The 21,277-nt window shown below is 40.4% G+C and carries 15 protein-coding genes; 7 read left to right on the top strand and 8 right to left on the bottom strand.

Annotation, left to right across the window (positions count from 1 at the left end; all coding sequences use genetic code 11):
* Positions 1-170 precede the first annotated feature (170 nt).
* The 5 genes from I6F42_RS13430 to I6F42_RS13450 all read left to right on the top strand — a co-directional run bounded on the left by I6F42_RS13430 (position 171) and on the right by I6F42_RS13450 (position 9,398).
* Positions 171-2,918 carry a TonB-dependent receptor gene (locus I6F42_RS13430; RefSeq protein ID WP_197152457.1) on the top strand — a complete coding sequence of 916 codons (2,748 nt, stop codon included), beginning with the start codon at positions 171-173 and terminating at the stop codon, positions 2,916-2,918.
* 194 nt (positions 2,919-3,112) lie between these two features.
* A complete protein-coding gene (locus tag I6F42_RS13435; protein WP_197152459.1) occupies positions 3,113-4,639 on the top strand; it encodes a tryptophan halogenase family protein in 1,527 nt (508 codons plus the stop codon).
* 12 nt (positions 4,640-4,651) lie between these two features.
* On the top strand, positions 4,652-5,413 hold the full coding sequence (locus tag I6F42_RS13440) for a SapC family protein (RefSeq protein WP_165725944.1): 762 nt from the start codon (positions 4,652-4,654) through the stop codon (positions 5,411-5,413).
* A gap of 52 nt (positions 5,414-5,465) precedes the next feature.
* Positions 5,466-6,944, top strand: coding sequence for an SLC5 family protein (locus I6F42_RS13445; RefSeq protein ID WP_007580003.1), 1,479 nt, complete (start codon positions 5,466-5,468; stop codon positions 6,942-6,944).
* Positions 6,945-7,265: 321 nt separating this feature from the next.
* Positions 7,266-9,398 (top strand): alpha-galactosidase, encoded by a 2,133-nt coding sequence (locus I6F42_RS13450; RefSeq protein WP_197152460.1) that lies wholly within the window; start codon positions 7,266-7,268, stop codon positions 9,396-9,398.
* Positions 9,399-9,569: 171 nt separating this feature from the next.
* Here I6F42_RS13450 and recG read toward each other — a convergent pair whose 3' ends face one another.
* Genes recG through asnC form a run of 3 tightly spaced genes read right to left on the bottom strand, consistent with a single transcriptional unit; the run spans position 9,570 to position 12,896 of the window.
* Complete coding sequence (gene recG, locus I6F42_RS13455) at positions 9,570-11,651, bottom strand: ATP-dependent DNA helicase RecG (protein WP_165739433.1); 2,082 nt, start codon at positions 11,649-11,651, stop codon at positions 9,570-9,572.
* 58 nt (positions 11,652-11,709) lie between these two features.
* Positions 11,710-12,396 carry a tRNA (guanosine(18)-2'-O)-methyltransferase TrmH gene (gene trmH, locus I6F42_RS13460; RefSeq protein ID WP_007580009.1) on the bottom strand — a complete coding sequence of 229 codons (687 nt, stop codon included), beginning with the start codon at positions 12,394-12,396 and terminating at the stop codon, positions 11,710-11,712.
* Positions 12,397-12,437: 41 nt separating this feature from the next.
* Positions 12,438-12,896 carry a transcriptional regulator AsnC gene (gene asnC / locus I6F42_RS13465; RefSeq protein WP_002958822.1) on the bottom strand — a complete coding sequence of 153 codons (459 nt, stop codon included), beginning with the start codon at positions 12,894-12,896 and terminating at the stop codon, positions 12,438-12,440.
* 197 nt (positions 12,897-13,093) lie between these two features.
* Between asnC and asnA the strand changes: the two genes are divergently transcribed.
* Positions 13,094-14,089: an aspartate--ammonia ligase gene (gene asnA, locus I6F42_RS13470; RefSeq protein ID WP_197152461.1), complete on the top strand. Its 996-nt coding sequence runs from the start codon at positions 13,094-13,096 to the stop codon at positions 14,087-14,089.
* 48 nt (positions 14,090-14,137) lie between these two features.
* Here the strand turns inward: asnA and I6F42_RS13475 are convergent, their stop codons facing one another.
* The 5 genes from I6F42_RS13475 to gmk all read right to left on the bottom strand — a co-directional run bounded on the left by I6F42_RS13475 (position 14,138) and on the right by gmk (position 19,551).
* Positions 14,138-15,745 (bottom strand): DUF342 domain-containing protein, encoded by a 1,608-nt coding sequence (locus tag I6F42_RS13475; protein ID WP_197152462.1) that lies wholly within the window; start codon positions 15,743-15,745, stop codon positions 14,138-14,140.
* 151 nt (positions 15,746-15,896) lie between these two features.
* A complete protein-coding gene (locus I6F42_RS13480) occupies positions 15,897-16,289 on the bottom strand; it encodes a RidA family protein (protein ID WP_007580015.1) in 393 nt (130 codons plus the stop codon).
* Between the two features lie 12 nt (positions 16,290-16,301).
* Positions 16,302-18,407, bottom strand: coding sequence for a bifunctional GTP diphosphokinase/guanosine-3',5'-bis pyrophosphate 3'-pyrophosphohydrolase (gene spoT, locus I6F42_RS13485; protein WP_007580016.1), 2,106 nt, complete (start codon positions 18,405-18,407; stop codon positions 16,302-16,304).
* A gap of 122 nt (positions 18,408-18,529) precedes the next feature.
* Positions 18,530-18,805 (bottom strand): DNA-directed RNA polymerase subunit omega, encoded by a 276-nt coding sequence (rpoZ, locus tag I6F42_RS13490; protein ID WP_007378835.1) that lies wholly within the window; start codon positions 18,803-18,805, stop codon positions 18,530-18,532.
* 125 nt (positions 18,806-18,930) lie between these two features.
* On the bottom strand, positions 18,931-19,551 hold the full coding sequence (gmk, locus tag I6F42_RS13495) for a guanylate kinase (protein ID WP_010554822.1): 621 nt from the start codon (positions 19,549-19,551) through the stop codon (positions 18,931-18,933).
* Positions 19,552-19,800: 249 nt separating this feature from the next.
* On the opposite strand from gmk, the gene I6F42_RS13500 reads away from it, so the two are divergent.
* On the top strand, positions 19,801-21,276 hold the full coding sequence (locus I6F42_RS13500) for an NAD(P)H-hydrate dehydratase (protein ID WP_197152463.1): 1,476 nt from the start codon (positions 19,801-19,803) through the stop codon (positions 21,274-21,276).
* Position 21,277 lies beyond the last annotated feature (1 nt).

Consider the following 21,277-nt stretch of genomic DNA (forward strand, 5'->3'; position numbering starts at 1 on the left):
TAATTTAAAGAAAATTAAAAGCAAAAATACAGTGATTAAATGCTATCCATAATTCAGGAAAAGGTTGCACTTTTTGCTGGTTTAAAGTATTTATAATATAAATAGTATTTGAAACTATATGCACTACCACAACGACACAACGACTACACACAATCAGGAGTTTTTAAAAAATGATAATTAACAATAAGTTATCGTTCAACAAGAAAACCGCGATCAGTATTGCTATCACAGGCATATTGGCAAGCGGAAACGTTGCAGCTCAAGGCGCTGAAGGCAATACGCCTACAGTAGTAAATGAAGATGTTGAAGTTATCGCAGTAACGGGTATCCGCAGCAGCTTACGTTCATCAATGTTAGATAAAAAAGCATCTAATGTTGTTACAGACGGGATTAAAGCAGAAGATCTTGGTAAATTTCCTGATTTAAACGTAGCAGAATCTCTGCAACGTATTACAGGTGTAGCAATTGACCGTAGTGGTGGTGAAGGCCAAGCGGTAACTATTCGTGGTTTTGGTCCACAATTTAATACTGTACTTGTTAATGGTCGTCAAATTGCGACAGACAGTGCAGGTCGTGAATTTAATTTTGATGTATTGGCGGCGGATCAAATCACCGGTGCTGATATTTATAAAAGTAATACAGCAACTCTTCAAGAAGGCGGCATTGGTGGTACGGTTAACGTAACTACAGCACGTCCTTTTGATTTTGGTGGTTTACATATTTTAGGTTCAGTTAAAGGTATGTACGAAAGCCTTTCTGAAGAAGTATCTCCATCAACATCATTCTTAATAAGTAATACGTTTAACGATGACAAGCTAGGTGTGCTTTTTGCCATCACTAATCAACAACGTAAACTTCAAAATAACCAAATTTTAACGGCTGGTTGGCGCGGTGGCCAAACAATCTCTAATCCAACGGATGGTGTATTGTTTGAAAATGCCTACATTCCACGTAACTGGGATCAAGTTGTTGATGAGCAAGACCGCGAACGAACAAACGCAAGTTTAGTACTACAATATGCACCGTCTGACGATGTTACGATTACTGTTGATGGCATGATTTCAAAATTTGAAGTTGATTCAACAGTACGCGATTTAGCATCTTGGTTTGAACCAGACCGCGTAGGTAGTGCAACGATTGATCCAGAAACAGGTACTCTTTTAACTTTCTCTCAAGAAGTTGGCTTAGGCGCGCCAAGTGGCGACCCTGCAAGTGATTTTGTATCACATACACGTAACTCACGTGATGTAACTAATAAAGCATTTGGTATTAACGTTGACTGGCAAGTAAACGAGTCATTAAAAGCAAAATTTGATGTATCTCGCTCAACAGCCGAAAATGACCGAGCAGGTACTGACCGTTTTAACGTTGTAGGTATTATTAATAGCTATACTTTTGACGGTACTGGCAGTATTCCTACTGTACAGCATGATGGTTTTGAAAATGGTTCATTGCCTGATCCAAGCCTAGCGCGTCTTCACTACAATGAAATTGGTCTTCAATTTACAGATGAAGATGAAATTACTGAAGTAAAAGCTGATTTTGAATATGTGCCAGATAAAGGCCCAGTAGAGCGTATTAACTTTGGTGCTTATCGCCAAGAGCGTGAAAAATCAAGCTTCCAAGTATTTGGTAGCCAATGTCAATTTTGTGGTTACGGGACAGAAGCGCCACTTGATGCAATTGATTTTGAAGCTTATACAGCGAGTAACTACTTCCCTGGTTTAATCGATACATTTTATAGCTACGATGGCGATAAAATGCTTGATTACTTAGCCGATCAAGGTTTCCCAGTAGAACCAACACTACAAAATAACCGTTACACAATTAACGAAGACATCACTAGCTTATACATGGACTTTACGCTTGGTTTTGACCTTTCAGATATGCCTGTAACAGTTAACTTTGGCGCGCGTTACTCAGAAACTGATATTGAAGTTGCTGCAATACAAAGCTTTATTAGCGATGTAATACCAACGTCAGATGCGACATTGTTTCAGAATGTTTTTGGGCCTGCAACGAACATCGAGCAAGGCACTAGCTACTCAAACTTATTACCGTCTTTCAATGTTAAGTTAGAGCTGCAAGACAACATGATTTTACGCTTTGCAGCGTACGACAGTATCACTCGCCCAACTATGTCTCAGCTATCTCCTGCGACAAACTTTAACGAGCCACGTCGTCAAAATTTAACGGCAAGTGGTGGTAACCCAGCACTTAAACCATTCCAGTCTGAAAACTGGGATATTTCTTACGAGTGGTACTACAACGATGCTAACTTATTTAGCTTTGCAGTATTTAGTAAAGAAGTAGATGACTTTATTGTTACCCTAACAGGTGCAGAAACATACGATATGACTGACCGCTCAGGTCCTGATTTTGCGTGTACTACATGTACAGACCAAGCAGATGACGAACTTATTGGTAGCTCAGAAGTTTACACAGTGACTCGTCCTCAAAATGGCGAATCAGCTAAAGTAACGGGTTACGAAGTTGGTGTAACTCATATGTTTGAAAATGGCTTTGGTTTTATTGCCAATGCAACAGTAGTAAACAGCGACATTAGCGTGGGCGCAGACACTACACAAACATTTGCACTTGAAGGTTTAGGCGATTCACAAAACTTAATATTTTTCTATGAGCAAGATAACTGGCAAGCACGTGTTGCATTTAACAACCGTGAAGGCTTTTTACGCTTAGTTGATAACGGCTTTAACGGTGAACCAGTGAACGTAGAAACTTACGGTCAGTGGGATATTAGTGCAAGCTACGATATTAACGAAAACTTCACTATTTTTGCGGAAGGCATCAATATTACTGAAGAAGAGCTAGTACAAACAGGTCGTTTTGCTAACCAAATCTATTCAGTAGAAGATAATGGCTCACGTTACGCGTTTGGTATTCGCGGATCGTTTTAATTAATGATGGAGGCGTATTTTTCGCCTCTTAGTTTTCATTACAGCACCAAGGTGCTAATACCAATTAGGTTAATTTAGCAGTAATGTATATTAGTTAACCTAATTGGCTAAAATGAATACACATTAAATCAAAATGCCCTAACGGGCATTTGTTGTATAAAACGTTATCAAAAATACTCAAAGAGTAGTCCATTATGAATAAAGCAATAAAAACAGTAGCGGTAGTTGGCGGTGGTACAGCAGGATGGCTGAGCGCTGCAATTATAGCTTCGTATCACCAAGGTCAAAATGGTGACGGCTTAAAAGTGATGTTGGTTGAATCGTCAGACATTCCAACTATTGGCGTAGGTGAAGGTACCTGGCCCACGATGAAAAACACACTTCAGCAAATAGGCTTGCGTGAAGTCGATGTGTTTAAAGCCTGTAATGCTACCTTCAAACAAGGCGGGAAGTTTGTAAATTGGACTCATGGCAATAATGACTTTTACTACCATCCATTTACTGTACCGCTAGGCTACGGCCGTATAGATTTAGCCCCATATTTAGATAATGTTGAAGACTTTGCACAGCAAACTAATTTTCAACATGATATTTGCGAAGCAAGCTTAGCCCCAAGAGGTATAGCGCAAGGTGAATATCAAGGTAATTGTAATTACGCTTATCACTTAGATGCCGGCGCTTTTGCAGAAATGCTTAAACAGCATTGTAAAAGTAAGCTTGGCGTAGAGCATATTATTGGTACTGTTGATCAGGTAAAGCTTGATGACGGTGGTGCAATAAATGAGCTTACTCTAAAAGATCAAACCCGCACTATAAACGCCGATTTATTTATAGACTGTACTGGTTTTTCATCATTGTTATTAGGCCAAGCGCTCAACGTACCGTTTAAAAAAATGGACCACGTGCTATTTAACGACAGCGCACTGGCGATGCAAGTCCCTTACGATGAAAACGAGCAGCTTCTTGCCAGCCATACCATAGCAACAGCGCAAAATGCTGGATGGATTTGGGATATAGGTTTAACGCACCGCCGAGGTGTAGGGCATGTCTATTCAAGCAAATTTTTATCAGACGATGAAGCAGAGCAAAACCTAAGAGACTATTTAGGCGATGCAGCAAACGGTTTAACTGCCCGTAAAATTAGTTTTGAATCAGGATACCGTGAGAAGTTTTGGCATAAAAACTGTGTTGCCATTGGTATGTCGGCAGGGTTTGTAGAGCCGCTTGAAGCAACCGCTATTATGCTTGTTGAAATTTCAGCACGCTTTGTAGCAGAGCACATGCCAGCAGATACACAAGTAATGCCTATAGTAGCTAAACGCTTTAACGAGCAAATGGATTACCGCTGGCAGCGTATTATCGACTTTTTAAAGCTGCATTACATGCTAACCAAGCGCCCAGAACCTTACTGGCAAGCACATGTACAGCCCGATACTATCCCACAAACCCTGCAAGAAGATTTACTTCTTTGGGGAAGCCGTGGCCCGCTTATTCAAGATTTTCATGGCGCATTAGAGTTATTCCCTGCCGCCAGTTATCAGTATGTTTTGTACGGTATGGGCTTTAAGCCTGACTTTACTAAACAAGCATATTTGTATTCACAAGACGCGCAAGCCAAACAAATAATTGAACGTAACAGCCAGCTTACACAGCAGATGTTGCAAACTTTGCCGCCTCACCGTGCTTTTATAGAGCAGTGGTTAGCAGCTAACCCAGTTTAAGGATGTATAACTATGGCTATTAGTGAACTAGTAAACACCAAACACCAAACATTAAAAATTAACCCCAATGCAGCCGTTGAATACGCAAAAACGCAGCATTTAGTTAATTTAAGAGCAAATGAAATAGCAAAAGCAGCCTGCGACTTACCTATTTTTTTAGCACGTAATACACAAAATGGTAGTTATACAGTATCAGCGTTAACCAGCTTTAGTGCAGGTCAAAGTTTATTGGTTAATAACAACCAATGGCAGGCACTTTACACGCCGGTATGTATGCAAACCCAGCCTCTTTATTTAATGACCCGAGAAGCAAATAGTAGCGATTATTTTATCGCGATTGATGATCAAAGCTCAGCCGTAAACACGCAGCAAGGTGAGGCACTATTTGATGCTAAAGGTAATCCGAGTTTATTTTTAAGTGCACAGCAAAAACTGTTAGAAAGCGACTTAAAAAATGACTATCAAACGTATCAATTTACCCAAGAAGTTGCGCGGTTAGGGCTCATTAAAAACATAGATATTGTATTGCAGTTTGAACAAGGCGAAACCCAAACTATTCAAGGTTTGAGCACCGTTGATGAAGACAAACTGCAAACATTAGATAGTAATACCATTGCAGAACTACAAAAGCAGGGTTACTTGAGTGTGCTTAACAGCATGCTTATTTCACTGTTTCAGTTAAATGCATTGGTAAAGCTGCATAACCAACGTCCCGAACTTATGCCTTTAAAGCAGATTAAGTTAGAACTAAGTCGAGATGCGCACGCGCTGTAGCGTGCATTTTTTATTACACAGACATTGCGCATAACGCGCAGGAGACACACACATGTCAGATAACATTTTACAGCTGGTGGTTTTTGTTTTTGTCACCGCTTTAATTGGTGGCCTTACTTATTGGAAATGCCGAGGCCAAAATCGCAATAACGGACAAAGCCAAACCAAAGAGTATTTTTTAGCAGGCGGTGGTCTTACTTGGATGTTTGTTGCAGGTTCAATCACATTAACTAATTTAAGTACTGATCAGCTTGTAGGTATGAATGGTAACCAAATGGCTTTACTGGTTTGGTGGGAGCTTGCAGCAATTATAGGTTTGATTATTTTAGCAAAAGTGTTCATTCCTGTTTATTACAAATACAACTGTACAACGACCACAGAGCTTTTAGAAAAGCGCTATAACAACAAACATATTCGCGCTGTTATTGGTGGTTTATTCTTTTTAGGTAATGCACTTATTTATATGCCAGCGGTTATTTATTCTGGCGCGCTATTTATGCAAACCATGTTTAAGGTTGATATTCCGCTAATGTATATCGCCACCGCATTTGCCATTATTGGTGCTGTTTATGCGTTTTTTGGCGGCCTGCGAGCAGTTGCTGTATCGGATACCTACAATGGCATACTTGTACTAGGCATGGCTGTTTTAGTCGTATTTTTAGCACTTAATGCGATTGATTATGACTTTACGGGTATTCCTGAGGAGCGCTTAACACTTATAGGCGATGCTGACTCACCTATTCCGTGGCCAACACTTTTAACCGGTATGATCTTTATTCAAATGTATTACTGGGGTACTAACCAAACAATCACACAGCGAGCAATGGCAGCACCTAATGTTAAAGAAGCGCAAAAAGGTATATTTGCAGCTGCGGGTATTCGTTTTTTAATCGTCCCTGCAATTGTGGTATTACCGGGTATTATTTCGTTTAAACTTTATGGCGATATTGGCGACGCGGCTTATGGTCGAATTGTAGGTGATGTAATGCCAGCATGGTTAACCGGTGTGTTTGCAGCGGCAATGGCAGCAGCTGTACTCTCTACTTACAACAGCTTATTAAATTCAGCTACAGCACTATATGTGTGTGACATTCACGAAGCGTACTTTAATAAAGAGCCAAGTGTTGTAAAGCTAAGTGGTTACGTAACATTGCTACTAACAAGCTTAACACTGGTACTTGTACCAATTTACCAGCAAGCAGACAGTATTATTAACTTACTACAGCAATTAAATGGCTTATTAAGTATGCCTATATTCTCTATTTTTGTAGTGGGCTTATTATTTAAAAATGTTGATGCACGTGCGGGTATTGCAGCGGTAATTTTAGGTGTGGTTATGTATGGCATGCTTACATTTGCAAACTCACCACTACATACTGACATTCATTACATTCACTTAATGCCAATTACACTGATTGTATGTGTCGCTTTTGCATTGATAGTAAATAAAGTGGTATTTGGTTTAAATGCACAGTGGGCAGGTAAAACACCGGCACTTGATGACGCAGGCCAAGCACAAGTACAAAAATAACGTATAAATAGTTTAAGCTGACAAAATCGGTCATGGGGGAACTCTGGCCGATTTTTTATATGTATTAAAAGCAACATGAGAACTTCAAAGCGAAGGTTAGTTTAATACTTTTTATTACAGTGGTACTTCCAGTGAGTTTATCTGACTATTTGCGATGTAAAGACTATCAAAACCTAATTTATATGATATATACTATTATTATTGAATGTCACTGTCTGATAGATTGTGGCTCAAGTAAAGAGATACATTTAGTACATAGTGTAGCTTACTAATTTTCGTTATATTTATAACTCACACAATGAACAAGAGGATAGGAAAATCATGGCCGACACTAAATCATTTTATCGATTAGACAGTGTAAACAGCACCGTTATTTTCGACTGCCAGAGCAAAACACCGGCGTTACTGTACTTTGGTAAACGCCTATCTGAGCAAACAACAGAAACAATGCTAACTCAGCTTGCTACGCGTCAAGAAGTAAAATGTGCCGTGGTTGAAGAAGCGCCTATTTCTCTATCTCCGTTATTAGGCGAAGGCTTTACTGGTGCGCCAGGGCTTGAGCTAGTAAATGATTCAATCGCATGGTCAGTAGGGCCACAACTTCAAGAAGTTCGTCAGCCTTCAGCCGCAACACTTGAATTTGTAAGCGTAGATAAGCTTCGTGGTATTGAAGTCGTGCACAGCATTACACTTGATAAAAGCACTGACGTACTTAGTGCACATACTGTATTAACTAATTTAGGCGGCTCACCACTGGGCGTTAATTTTTGCGCCGCGCCAACATTTCAATTGCCAGATAGCGTAAGCAAAATAGTGAGCTTTGAAGGTCGTTGGTCAAACGAATTCCAGCGCCAATCGGTTGATTTAGTCTTAGGCAGTTTTGTTCGTGAAAACCGTAAAGGCAAAACATCACACGATGTATTTCCTGGTTTATTAGTGCATAACGAAAATGCAGGCGAGCAGCACGGCGAATGTTACGGCTTTCATTTAGGTTGGAGCGGCAACAATAAACTACGCGCAGAGCTTCTAGCTGAAGGTCGTCGTTACGTGCAAATGGGTGAGCTATTGCTTCCTGGTGAGCTTACGCTTGCTAAAGGTCAAACGTATCAAAGCCCGAGCATTTATGGCTCGTTTTCGAGTGAAGGCTTTAGTGCGCTTTCTCGTAATTTTCATCGTTTTGTTAAAGCTAATTTACTTAGCCAAGCACAGCGTGAAAAAATGCGTCCTGTGCATTACAACACATGGGAAGGCATTTACTTTGATCACGACGTAGACACGCTTAAGCAGCTAGCCGACAAAGTAGCGCCGTTAGGTATTGAACGTTTTGTACTTGATGATGGTTGGTTTAAAGGCCGCCGTGGCGATAACGCTGGTTTAGGTGATTGGACAGTAGATTACAAAATTTACCCCGATGGTTTATCACCAGTTATTGATCATGTGAATAGCTTAGGTATGGAGTTTGGTATTTGGTTTGAACCAGAAATGGTCAACCCAGATAGTGATTTATACCGCGCGCATCCTGATTGGGTTTTAGGATCTGAAAACAACGAACAGTTAAGCTTTAGAAATCAGCTAGTACTTGATTTAACCCGCTCTGAGGTTGTTGAGTACCTATACAAAGCGATTGACGATATTTTAGTTGAATACCCAACTATTAAGTACATTAAATGGGATATGAACCGCGATATTAACCATGCGGGTAATTTTGATGGCAAGCCTGCTGTGCATCAGCAAACATTGGCACTTTATCGTTTAATTGACCGTATTAAAGCGGCGCACCCTGGTCTTGAAATAGAAAGCTGTTCGTCAGGTGGTGCACGTGTAGATTACGGCGTACTTGCACACACAGACCGTGTATGGACGTCAGATTCAAACGATGCGCTTGATCGCCTTGAAATACAGCGTGGATGTTCGTTCTTTTTCCCATCGTCGGTTATGGGGGCACACGTAGGCCCACGTGATTGTCATATCACAGGGCGTAATGTAAGTATTGAAATGCGTGCTGCGGTATCAATGTTTGGCCACATGGGAATCGAAATGGACCCACGTGAACTGAACGATCACGAATACAATGCACTTAAAGCGGCAATAGCACTACACAAAGAGCATCGTGAGTTTATTCATAGCGCCGATTTATACCGCCTAGATAGCGACGATTTATCAATTAACTTTGGTTTAATCGATGAGCAAAAAACAAAAGCGTTATTTGCCTATAACAGCGTTCGCGAAACACCGCGTACAGCGCCTAATAAGCTTCGTTTTGTTGGCCTAGATGCCGATGCGCAGTACACACTTAATTTAGTGTGGCCGGTAAAATTTGACGAGTATCGCCCATCTTCTATTGCTGCGGTAAATGGTCAAACATTTACAGGTGAAGCGTTAATGCAGTTTGGCTTACAAATGCCAATATCATTTCCGCAAACATCGCTTATTTTTGAGCTTAATAAAGCTTAAATTTAACTAAGAGCAGTAAAAGGCGCTAATCGCTTTTATGCTGCTTAGCTTAGATATCAGTAGTCAGCTCTATATTGTTTAGAGCTGACTTTTTTATATCCTTTGTAAATGCTAACGAATAAATTTAGCACTTCTAACTCGGTCAATTCAAAACTATCGAAAATAGAGTGGTTACGCTTGCGCGTAATTTTGCTTGTTACCCAACCAGCGTTGAATTAGTGGGTCAACAACCTCTGGGTGTTGCTTAAGCATTTGCTGTGCAATCGGTCTTACTTGATTAAGTATGTGCTTATCACGGGTAAGATCGGCAATTTTAAACTCGGCTAACCCTGTTTGTTTTGTACCGAGCACTTCACCAGGGCCACGAATTTCTAAATCGCGCTCTGCTATTACAAAACCATCGTTACTATCGCGTAGTACGCCTAATCGCTTTTGAGCGGTATGAGACAGCGGCGCATGGTATAAAAGCACGCAATGCGATGCAGTAGCGCCACGGCCAACTCGCCCACGTAACTGATGCAGCTGTGCTAAGCCTAAGCGCTCAGGGTTTTCTATAATGATTAAGCTCGCATTAGGGACATCTACACCAACTTCAATAACCGTAGTGGCAACTAAAACATGTATATTACCTGCTTTAAACTCGCTCATAATGGCTTGTTTTTCAGCTGATTTCATTCGCCCATGTACTAAACCTACGTTTAGCTCTGGTAATGCTTCTTTTAACTGTAGTGCACTGTCCTCCGCTGCTTGGCATTGCAGTACTTCAGATTCATCTATAAGTGTACATACCCAATAAACCTGTCGACCTTGCTCGTTACACGCTAATTTAACGCGGGCAATAATATCGTCTCTGCGAGTATCTGGAAGTGCTACTGTTGTGATTGGCGTACGCCCAGGTGGTAACTCGTCAATCACAGAGGTTTCTAAGTCGGCATAGGCGGTCATGGCGAGCGTACGTGGGATAGGTGTTGCGGTCATAACTAGTTGATGAGGGTAACAATCACCAAACTTACCCTTTTCGCGCAGTGATAAACGCTGGTGGACACCAAAGCGGTGTTGTTCGTCAATAACGATAAGCACTAAGTTATTAAACTTAACTTCATCTTGAAATAAAGCGTGAGTACCTACAATCATTTGCGCCTCACCAGAGGCTATTTTTTCAAGTGTTGCTACGCGCTCTTTGCCTTTTGTTTTACCGCCAAGCCAAGCAACTGTTATACCTAGTTGATTAAACCACGTTGTAAAATTAACGCCATGTTGCTCTGATAAAATTTCAGTAGGAGCCATTAAAGCTACTTGAAAGCCCTGCGCAATGGCTGTTAGTGCACTAAGTGCTGCTACTAGGGTTTTACCTGAGCCTACATCGCCTTGTACTAAACGCATCATTGGATACGCGTGTTGCATGTCACCTTTAATTTCAGCAACTACGCGGCTTTGCGCATTTGTGGGTGCAAAAGGAAGTTGCTCTAAAAATTGGCTTTCTAATGTGTTTACCGGATTTAATGCCACGGCTTTAACTTGTTGCCCTTGCTCTCGTACTTTTAATAAGCTGAGGTTTTGAGCAAGTAACTCCTCAAATACAAGGCGCTGTTGGGCAGGGTGAGTACCTTGCTCTAATGCAGTTACATCAACATCATTTGGTGGGCGGTGCAGTAATAATAAGGCGTCACTTAGCGGCATATTTGATGGCTGCCACTGTGAAGGCAGTAGTTCTTCTACTGAGTATTTATTTAGTAAATCAATAGCCTGTTCGCTTAAAGCTCTAATCGATAGTTGCTTTAAACCTTCGGTTGTTGAATAAACGGGCGTTAATGTGGTCGCTACTGGTTGCTCGTTAGAGGTATCGCTGATGCTGTATTCAGGATGGCTCATTTCAAAGCCAACACGGCCACGGCGCACTTCACCAAAACAACGTATTATTTTACCAGCACTAAATGCGTTTTTTTGTGCGGCGGTAAAATTAAAAAATCGTAGTGTTAGCCTGCCAGTACCATCATTGATTTGGCAAACAAGCATGCGTCTTTTGCCAAACGTAATTTGGCTTGTTTCAATTGTTGCTTCAACACTCACATGGCTATGCAATGCCAGTTCATTAATCGCGTATAAGCGAGTGCGATCTTCATAGCGAAGTGGCAAATGAAAAAGCATATCTTGCACAGTTAAAATACCTAGCTTTAACAAACGCTCAGCCATTTTTGGGCCGACCCCTTTGAGCTCTGTAATTGGGTATTGATTTAAGCTAGGTTTAGACAAAGTGTATCAATCTCATTATTTGTGAGTAGGCTAAGTGTACTTACAGAGCTTTGGTCCATCAAGTATGTTTTAAAGCTTGCCAAAATTGCTCGTCAGCGACTATTTCGCCGTTTTCATCAAGTGCGGGGTAGGGTAATTTTTTTTGTTTACACTGCCTTGCAATAATAGGATGGCAGCCTTCAAAGTAAAGTGGGTGCTTAACTTCGGCGCTCAGCATATCTCTATTATATAAACCAGCCAGCTCGCGTTGGCGCTGTGCTTCAAACAATATTAGCGCAGCAGCAACCGAAACATTTAGCGATTGCACCATGCCTTGCATTGGAATAATAATATTTTGATCGGCATATTCTAGGGCTTTTTCTGATATCCCCGTTTTTTCTTGTCCAACAATAATAGCCGTTGGCTTGGTGTAATCTACTTCTCTAAAATCAACGGCATCTTCTGATAGATGAGTCGCGAGTATTTGTATTTCTGGATTGCGTTCACGCATTGCAGTAACGGCATCATCAATATTTCTATGTAAGTGCGTCTCTAGCCAGTTTTTACTGCCGCCTGAGGTATTGTTTGTTAGCCATTTTTGCTTTTCAGGCCATACAGCATGTACGTGATGGCAACCAACCGCATCAGCACTTCGTACTATTGCAGATAAGTTATGGTGTTTGTGCACGTCTTCTAAACACACGGTTAGGTCTGTTTGACGGCGCGAAAGTACGTCTTCGATTCTTTGATAGCGAGTTTGCTGCATGGTTATCCTCTTTTTTCGGCAATTATACGAGATTTTTGCAGTTAAGGCATTACCGTACGGCTAATTGGATTTTGTAGAGAAATGAGTGTCTCTGTTGATTGAATGGCTTCTATTGCCTGTATTTTATTAATCAGCACATCTTGTAAGTGATCAATGGACTTTGTCATTACCTTTATAAATATACTGTAGTTACCTGTTGTGTAATAAGCCTCTACCACTTCCTCCAATGCTTCTAGCTTTATAAGCGTTTGCGGGTAATCACGTGCGTTATTTAAATTAATGCCTATAAAGCAGCACACATCGTAGCCCAGTTGTTTAGTATTAATCGTTAATTGGGTGCCTGTAATGATCCCTGCTTGCTTCATTTTTTCAATTCTTACGTGAATTGTCCCTGCGCTTACATTAAATCTTTTTGCTAATTCGGCGTACGCAGTACGGGCATTTGCCATTAACGCATGAAGTATCTGTTTATCGAGATTATCGATTAAATAATTTTCCATTATATATTTGTCATAAAATTATCGAATATATGGTTTTTATACCATTTAATTAATGGTTTTTATATATTAAAGCTATTTTTGTTGTGGGATATTGAATTAATCCTTTAAATCGTTACATTAACTTCATTAAGGGCGTTAATTAGATCGCTTTTTATCAATTAAGCAAGTAACAATAACTGGGAATGAGGCCAATTATTATGAGTTCACACTATGTGCAGCAACAGCAGCAAATAAGTAAAGTTAAGCAATTTTTTTCACAACAACTAGAAACCCAACTTGGACTGGTTGAGGTTCAAGCCCCAATTTTGGCTAAGGTTGGCGACGGTACGCAAGATAACTTAAGCGGCCATGAAAACGCAGTTGCTGTAAATGTGAAAGCGATTACAGATAGCCGCTACGAAGTGGTGCATTCACTGGCTAAGTGGAAACGTAAAACACTGGCCACTTATGGCTTTAGTGTTGGTGAGGGTATTTACACTCAAATGAAGGCTTTGCGCCCAGATGAAGATTCATTAAGTCCTATTCATTCTGTATATGTTGATCAATGGGATTGGGAAAAAGTAATTAACGAAACGACAGAACGTTCGCTGGCAACACTAAAGCAAACTGTTCAATCTATTTATAAAGGAATAAAAGAGACGGAAGCTTTTGTAAGCGAGTCTTATGGTTTAACGCCATTTTTACCGGACGATATTAAGTTTGTGCACAGTGAAGAGCTACGTAAAATGTATCCTGATTTTAGTGCTAAGCAACGCGAAAAAGCCATTGCACAAGAATATAGTGCTGTATTTTTAATTGGTATTGGTGGCGCGCTTGGAGATGGCAAAATTCATGATGTAAGAGCCCCAGATTACGATGATTGGTCTACGCCAACATGCGATCAATATATGGGTTTAAATGGTGATATTTTAGTATGGAACCCAGTACTTGAAGATGCATTTGAAATATCATCAATGGGTATACGTGTAAGCCCTGAGGTTTTAAAAGCGCAGTTAAGTAAAACTGGAGATGAAGACCGCTTAGAGTTTGATTGGCATAAAGCGCTACTACAAAGTAAATTTCCGCAGACGATTGGCGGTGGAATAGGGCAGTCTCGCTTGGCTATGCTATTGCTACAAAAGCAGCATATTGGCCAAGTACAAGTGGGTGTATGGCCAAGTCAAACTTATGATACGGTAAGTGGCTTACTTTAAATTGTAAAAAAGTGAGTTAATTTGAGTGCTCATAGAGCACTCAATTTTTTAGTGTGTTTTAAACTCTATTTCAATTTTATTATTTAAAAGTTTAACGTTGCACGGAGGGTAATTGCGGATTGTTTTAAGTACTTTATCAAAAATATGAATCTCTACACCTGAATGCAAAACAGAATTCACCGTTAAATTAGCGTCGCTAAGTAAATCGTGTAAGTCGTGATCTAAGTTTGAAAGACGTTTTTCTAATAGCTCTGCTTGCTCACAGTAATGTTTTTGAGTAGCACCAATTTTAGTTATGAGTAGATTCCTCTTTTCTACATCAGCTACTAAACTTGTTTTCTCTAGCGCGGTTTGAAGTGTATCTAATTGCTCGTCTGTTTTAGCTAAATCTTTAAAGCAGTTATCAGTATCAGCGGTTATTTCAGCGCCAGAAGCCGCTAGGTTTATAATCATTTTAGCGCCTGACTCATTCCCTATTTCGCCAGCAATGAGAGTTGTTGCGTCAAGTATTTCGCCACCAAATATTTTACCCTTAGGTAAGTCTGATTGACCAACTTGCAGTAAGCGTTTAGCTTTCATTACACAGTGGCTCGTTTGACGCTCAATAAAAATATTATTTGCTTCTAGGTAGCAATACTGTGAGTGAGATACATGAATATCACCCAGCGCAATTAGTTTGCAAGAAAGTGATTTACTATCCATTTTTTGATGGCCAATAATACCTTGTTTAACCGTGATGTTTCCGCCTGCAGTAAGCTCACCTGATTCAACCGTGCCAAATATAGTAATATCGCCTTTGGCAGTTACTTTCATCCCTGGGTCTATATTGCGAGTAACAATAACACTGCCCTGAAAGTCAATATGACCGCTTTTTACATCTACATCTGAAATGGTAAAAATATCGTCGACACGCATACCATTATTAATTTCAACCGGAACACCAGCAATAGTAGAGACTAACTCAAGCGGATTCATTTTTGATATTTCAGTACCTTCGCCGGCGACTAATTGTTTATTTTCTCCGGGTTTTGCGGGCAGTATGTCACCTATTACGGTAAAGCCTTCTTTACCGGGAGTTGCTGGTTGCTGGCGAATAAGCACAGAGCCAGGTTCTACGCTTGCAAGCTTGCCAAAGTCGCGCATATCCACACTACCATCTTCTTTGAGCTTGGGTGCTTTTAAACGGTCTTTTAAAGTCTCTACGGTTGTTATTAGTTTGGTTGCTAAGCCATCACTTGGGAGTCTGCCTTTAGCTAATATACCTTTAACTAAAGAACCCGCTGGGTTTTCAAATTGCTTTTGCAGTAACTGCTCTAAAAAGGCTTGTTTATAGCCACGAACAATTCCTGCTTTAACGAGTTGTTTTTTTGCATCTTCTAAGCTTAATAATTTACCACCTTGGGCAAGCGTTAATTCGCCAATGGCTAGCATTTTATCGTCGCTAATAGTTACGTTTAATGCAGCATTGTGCTTACTTGCAACAACGAGTGCCTGACTAGAATTTTCATTTTTGAAAAAGTCATTAATAGCGTCATGATCGATTTTACAGTCGCAAAAAGCTGACTTTTCGAGAGCCTCTAAAATAAATGCAGCGCTGGGAGGAATATGTTCTTTTACATCAAGTAAAACATTTCCATTATTTGCAAGCTTAAACACGAGTTAATCCTTTTTCACTACTTAAGTTAAGTTTGTTTTGTAAAACACAACTACAGATTGCTAGAAATTTACTTTTGAGTCAAGAAGTCAGATAAAACGAAGTGCGGAGCGAAAAATAAAGGCTATAGAGAAGCTCTATAGCCTGTAATACTTAATTGGTAGAAGGTAATTCCATTATTCCGTCTATTTCAACTTGTGCACCTTTTGGTAGTGCACGAACACCTAATGCAGCTCTAGCTGGGTAAGGTTGTTTAAAGTATTGGCTCATCACCTCATTTACAGTGGCGAAGTTAGATAGATCAGTTAGGTAAATATTGATTTTAACTAAATCGTGAATTTTTCCGCCTGCTTCTTCACATACCGCAGCAATATTTTTAAATACTTGATGCGTTTGCTCGCTAAAATCTTCTGAAATCATTTCCATCGTTTCTGGAACTAATGGAATTTGACCAGATAAATAAACAGCGGTACCTACTTTAACTGCTTGGCTGTAAGTGCCAATAGCTGCAGGTGCTTTGTCGGTAGAGATAAATGCTTTATTCATGTGTTTCCTATTTTATTTTTTACGATAGACTTTTTGTACATCAGGCATAACGCGAATGCGGCGCATAATGTTAGCAACGTGGATACGGTTTTTAACGGTAACCCCTAAATCTATCACGTATAAATTACTTTCTTTTTCATCGGTGGCAATTTCGACAATATTGGCTTGGGTTGTAGCGACAACATTGGTTAGCTTAGCTAACGCGCCTTGATGGTTAATAATTTCAACTCTCAGAGCTGCAATATATTCTTTTTCTGGGTTATCGTCCCATTTTACAACTAAGTATTTAGAACGCTCATTTTCCCAACCACGAATATTTTTACATTCTTGGCGGTGAACGGTCAGGCCCTTACCTTGGCTTATATGAGCCGTAATGGCATCGCCTGGTACAGGTCGGCAACACTTAGAGTAATTCACTAACATGCCTTCAGTACCAATAATGGTCGCTTTAGCTTGGCTTGTTATATCAGTTAAATCGTCATTGTCATTTTGCAATAAGCGCTTGGCAATTAACATACTCATTAAGTTACCAGAGCCAATTTCTACAAGTAATTCAAGAAGCGTAGTTAGTTCGTGCTCTTCAAGTACTCTCGCTATATTTTCATCAGCAATGCTATCTAGTTTGTTTTCGCCTAATGCCGAATCAAGTAAACGACGCCCTAAAAGCATAGCCTCTTCATGATGCTGGCTTCTAAGGTAATTACGAACACCTAAGCGTGCTTTACCAGTAACAATAAAGTTTAGCCATGTTGCATTAGGGTGGGCACCTGAGCTTGTTATTATCTCTATGGTTTGCCCTGTATCTAATGGCCTACTTAAAGGATGTGGCTTGCGATTAACGCGAGCGCCTACACAAGTGTTGCCTACATCAGTATGAACAGCATACGCAAAATCGACTGCGGTAGCGCCCATTGGTAGCTCAACAATACGACCATCAGGTGTAAATACGTAAATTTCTTCTGGGAATAGCTCAGTTTTTACGTTTTCAATAAATTCAAACGATGAACCCGCACTTTGCTGAAGCTCTAATAAGCTTTGCATCCATTGGCGAGCACGTTGCTGCGAAGTATTACCGGCACCATCACCTGATTTTTTATACATCCAGTGCGCCGCTACACCTTTGTCGGCCATCTGATCCATATCGTGAGTACGAATTTGAATCTCAACAGGTATTCCGTGTGGGCCAACTAATGAAGTATGAAGCGATTGGTAACCATTAGTTTTAGGCACTGCAATATAGTCTTTAAAGCGTGTTTCTATAGGCTTATAAAGACTATGAGCCACACCTAATACGCGATAACACGTATCCATAGAATCAACTGCAATTCTAAACGCGTAAATATCCATAACTTCGTTAAATAGCAGTTCTTTATTAAGCATTTTTTTATAAATACTATATAAATGTTTCTCACGGCCTGACACAGTCGCTTTAATGCCTGACTCTTCAAGACGTGCTTCTATTTCATGTTGGATATTAGTGATAACTTCTTTGCGATTACCACGTGCTTTAGCTACTTCAGATTTAAGTGCGCGATGACGCATAGGATATAAAGCTTGAAAACCTAAGTCTTCAAGCTCATTTTTAATATCGTGAATACCTAAGCGGTTTGCTATTGGCGCGTAAATCTCAAGCGTTTCACGTGCTATTCTGCGGCGCTTATCTGGGCGCAGTGCCCCTAAAGTACGCATATTGTGCGTTCTATCAGCAAGCTTGATTAAAATAACTCGAATATCCTGAGTCATTGCCATAATCATTTTGCGGTAGTTTTCAGCTTGGAATTCTTTTTTATCTTTAAAGCTGAGCTTATCGAGCTTACTTACACCTTCAACGAGTTCTGCCACAGTTTCGCCAAAAATTTCGGCTAAATCTTGTTGGCTAAAATCAGTATCTTCAATTACATCATGCATTAGCGCGGCCATGAGCGTTTCATGGTCAAGATGCATGCCTGCAAGAATTTGGGTTACTTCTACTGGATGAGTTATGTAAGGTTCGCCACTTGAGCGAGTTTGTCCTTCATGGGCCTCTCGGGCTACCACGTAAGATTTTTGAACCAGCTCTACATCAGCAGCGGGCAAGTATTCTGAAATTTTCTTTTTAAGACCTTCAAAAAGATACATTCACACTCCAATGTTCTAGTGAAGCAAATTAGGTAAGCTACGAATATACGATGAAATGAAAGGATTGCCAACGGCTATAGTAGAAATACTGCGCCGTTGGCTAAATCAGACCGGGAGGTCGATTATTGGTTGCCACCAACAATGGCAGCAACAGCAGCTAATTCTGCTGCTTCTTGGTGTTGTTGTTCTTCACGGTCAATTAAGTCCATTGAAGCGCTATCAACTAAACCTAATTCAATTTCACGTAAAGCAACTACCGTTGGCTTATCGTTTTCAGGGTCTACTAGTGGAGTTTTACCACCAACAGCAATTTGGCGGGCACGACGAGCCGCAACTAAAATTAAGTCAAAACGATTACCAACTGCATCTACTGCATCTTCAACTGTTACGCGGGCCATCACAGCACTCCAAAAATAATTTAAAAGCAAAGACGTAGTTTACTCCAAGGAGCCACTTTCGCCAATAGCCAGTGTTCAATTTTTATCAGTTTTACTTGCCTAAGCCTAATTTAAGTAGGCTTAAATTATTTAAGCAGACTATTTAGTAAAACTTGATGACGATCTTCTTGCGCTTTTAGTGTTAAGCGTTGAGCCATTACAATCATTTCTATGTCGCCAAGTGCGCTCTCAAAGTCATCATTAACAATTACAAAGTCGTATTCGTTATAATGTGATGTTTCAGATTGTGCTTTTGCCATACGAGAGGCAATAACTTCAGCCGAATCTTGGCCACGGTTATTTAAGCGTTGTTCTAATTCTTCTTTTGAAGGCGGTAGAATAAAAATAGTTTGTACGCTTGGCATAATTTTGCGCACTTGCTGAGCGCCTTGCCAATCAATATCTAAAAACACATCAATACCCGCATCAAGTTGCGACTCAATAGCCTGCTTTGATGTGCCGTAGTAATTATCGAATACTTGAGCCCATTCAAAAAAGTCATCTTTGGCAATAAGCGCTTTAAATTCGTCTGTAGATACAAAGTGATAATGCACGCCATTTTCTTCACCTGGGCGAGGGGCGCGAGTTGTATGTGATACAGATACTTTCATGTCAGCGTGTTTTTTTAATAACGCATTGATTAAGCTTGATTTACCAGCACCAGAAGGGGCTGACAAAATAAATAAGTTACCGCGAGTTTGTGCCATGTTTTTCTCTACCTAAAAATAAACAGGCTTGGGTTACAAGTAAGCCAAGCCTTTAATTAATTATATTGTACTTTAATTAGCTCACCTTGCTCAAGTTAGTCGTACTCATGTTGGTCATGTCCAAATTGGCTTGGGAGTATTTTGCTAAGTTAGATTTTAAATAAAATTGCAGTTTAAAATTGTCAACGGAACTAGCCGCTAGATATAAGTATTTGATAAGGTGAAGTATCACCTATTAAAGGAGCCTTTATGCTTAATAAAACCTTATTTACCGCACAACAAGTAAGAGATAGTGAAGCTTTAGCGGCTAAAAATAGTCATTGCGATTTATTTACCCTAATGCAGCGAGCAGGAGAGGCTGTATATAAGCAATGGCAGCTATTTGATGCACAGCATACATTAGTCATTGTTGGCCATGGTAACAATGCTGGAGACGGTTACATTGTAGCTAGGCTGATCAAGCAATCAGGTAAAAATGTAACAGTATGTGCTGCTGAACCCGAAAAAACATTAAAAGGTGATGCTGCAAAAGCGCAGCAGCTATGGGTAGAAGCGGGTGGGGTGGTTTTTCATTTTACAAAAGATGCTCTTAATGAGTGCGATATAGTTATTGATGCGCTCCTTGGTACTGGCCTTAAAAACGCAGTGCGCGATAATTTTGCGAATATAATAAAAGCTGTAATTAACAGTGATAAGCCCGTAATAAGCATTGATATTCCATCAGGCATTGAAGCAAATACAGGACAGCCTTTAGGGTGCGCAGTACAAGCGACTTCAACCGTTACTTTTATAGGTATAAAGCAAGGGCTCACAACGACGGCAGGTAAACAATATAGCGGTAAGTTAGTATTTGATGATTTAGCAATTGGTGATGCGTTTACTTCTATCGCTCAATCTTCAGGAACCCTTGTTAATATCAATAGCTTTAAAGGAATAGCCACGCGGGCAATCAATAGTCACAAAGGAAGCCACGGTAAACTTTTATGTGTTGGTGGCAATCAAGGTACTGCAGGTGCAATTAGGTTAAGTAGTGAAGCAGCTCTTAGAACGGGTGCTGGCATGGTAAGAGTGTATACACACGAAAGCTCAATAACGCCTATTAGTATTGGCAGACCAGAACTTATGGTAAGCAGTAATAACTTACATCAAGCGCTAGCGTGGGCAAGCTGCGTTGTTATTGGCCCAGGGCTTGGGCAAGACGAGTGGGCACAACAAACATTCGATGAAGTAATGCAATATTGCCAAAACAATAAAATGCCATTAGTTATAGATGCAGATGCCCTTAATTTACTGGCTAAGAAAGCTTCATCATACACGTTAGAGCAATGCGTACTTACGCCACATCCCGGCGAAGCCTCTCGGCTGCTAAGTGTTAGCACCAGCGACATAGAATCAGACCGCTTTAATTATGCCCGCCTTTGCGCTAAACGCTATAACGCGACTTGTGTATTAAAAGGCGCAGGAACATTAATAGATAATGCCCAGCACACGTGGGTATGTGAAGATGGCAACCCGGCATTGGCCGTTGGCGGCAGTGGCGATGTACTTACTGGTATTATTGGTGCCTTACTTGCTCAAGGTTTAACTATTGATGAAGCAGCACGCTATGGTGTAACACTGCATGCTAAAGCCGGTGATATCGCAAGTGAGCGAGACGGGCAAAGGGGAATGCTACCCAGTGATTTATTCGCAATTGTAAGAGAGTTAGTTAATAAAGTGACGTGAG

It is taken from the genome of Pseudoalteromonas sp. SWYJZ12, from assembly GCF_015864395.1.
In the GTDB taxonomy this organism is placed as follows: Bacteria; Pseudomonadota; Gammaproteobacteria; order Enterobacterales; family Alteromonadaceae; genus Pseudoalteromonas; species Pseudoalteromonas arctica.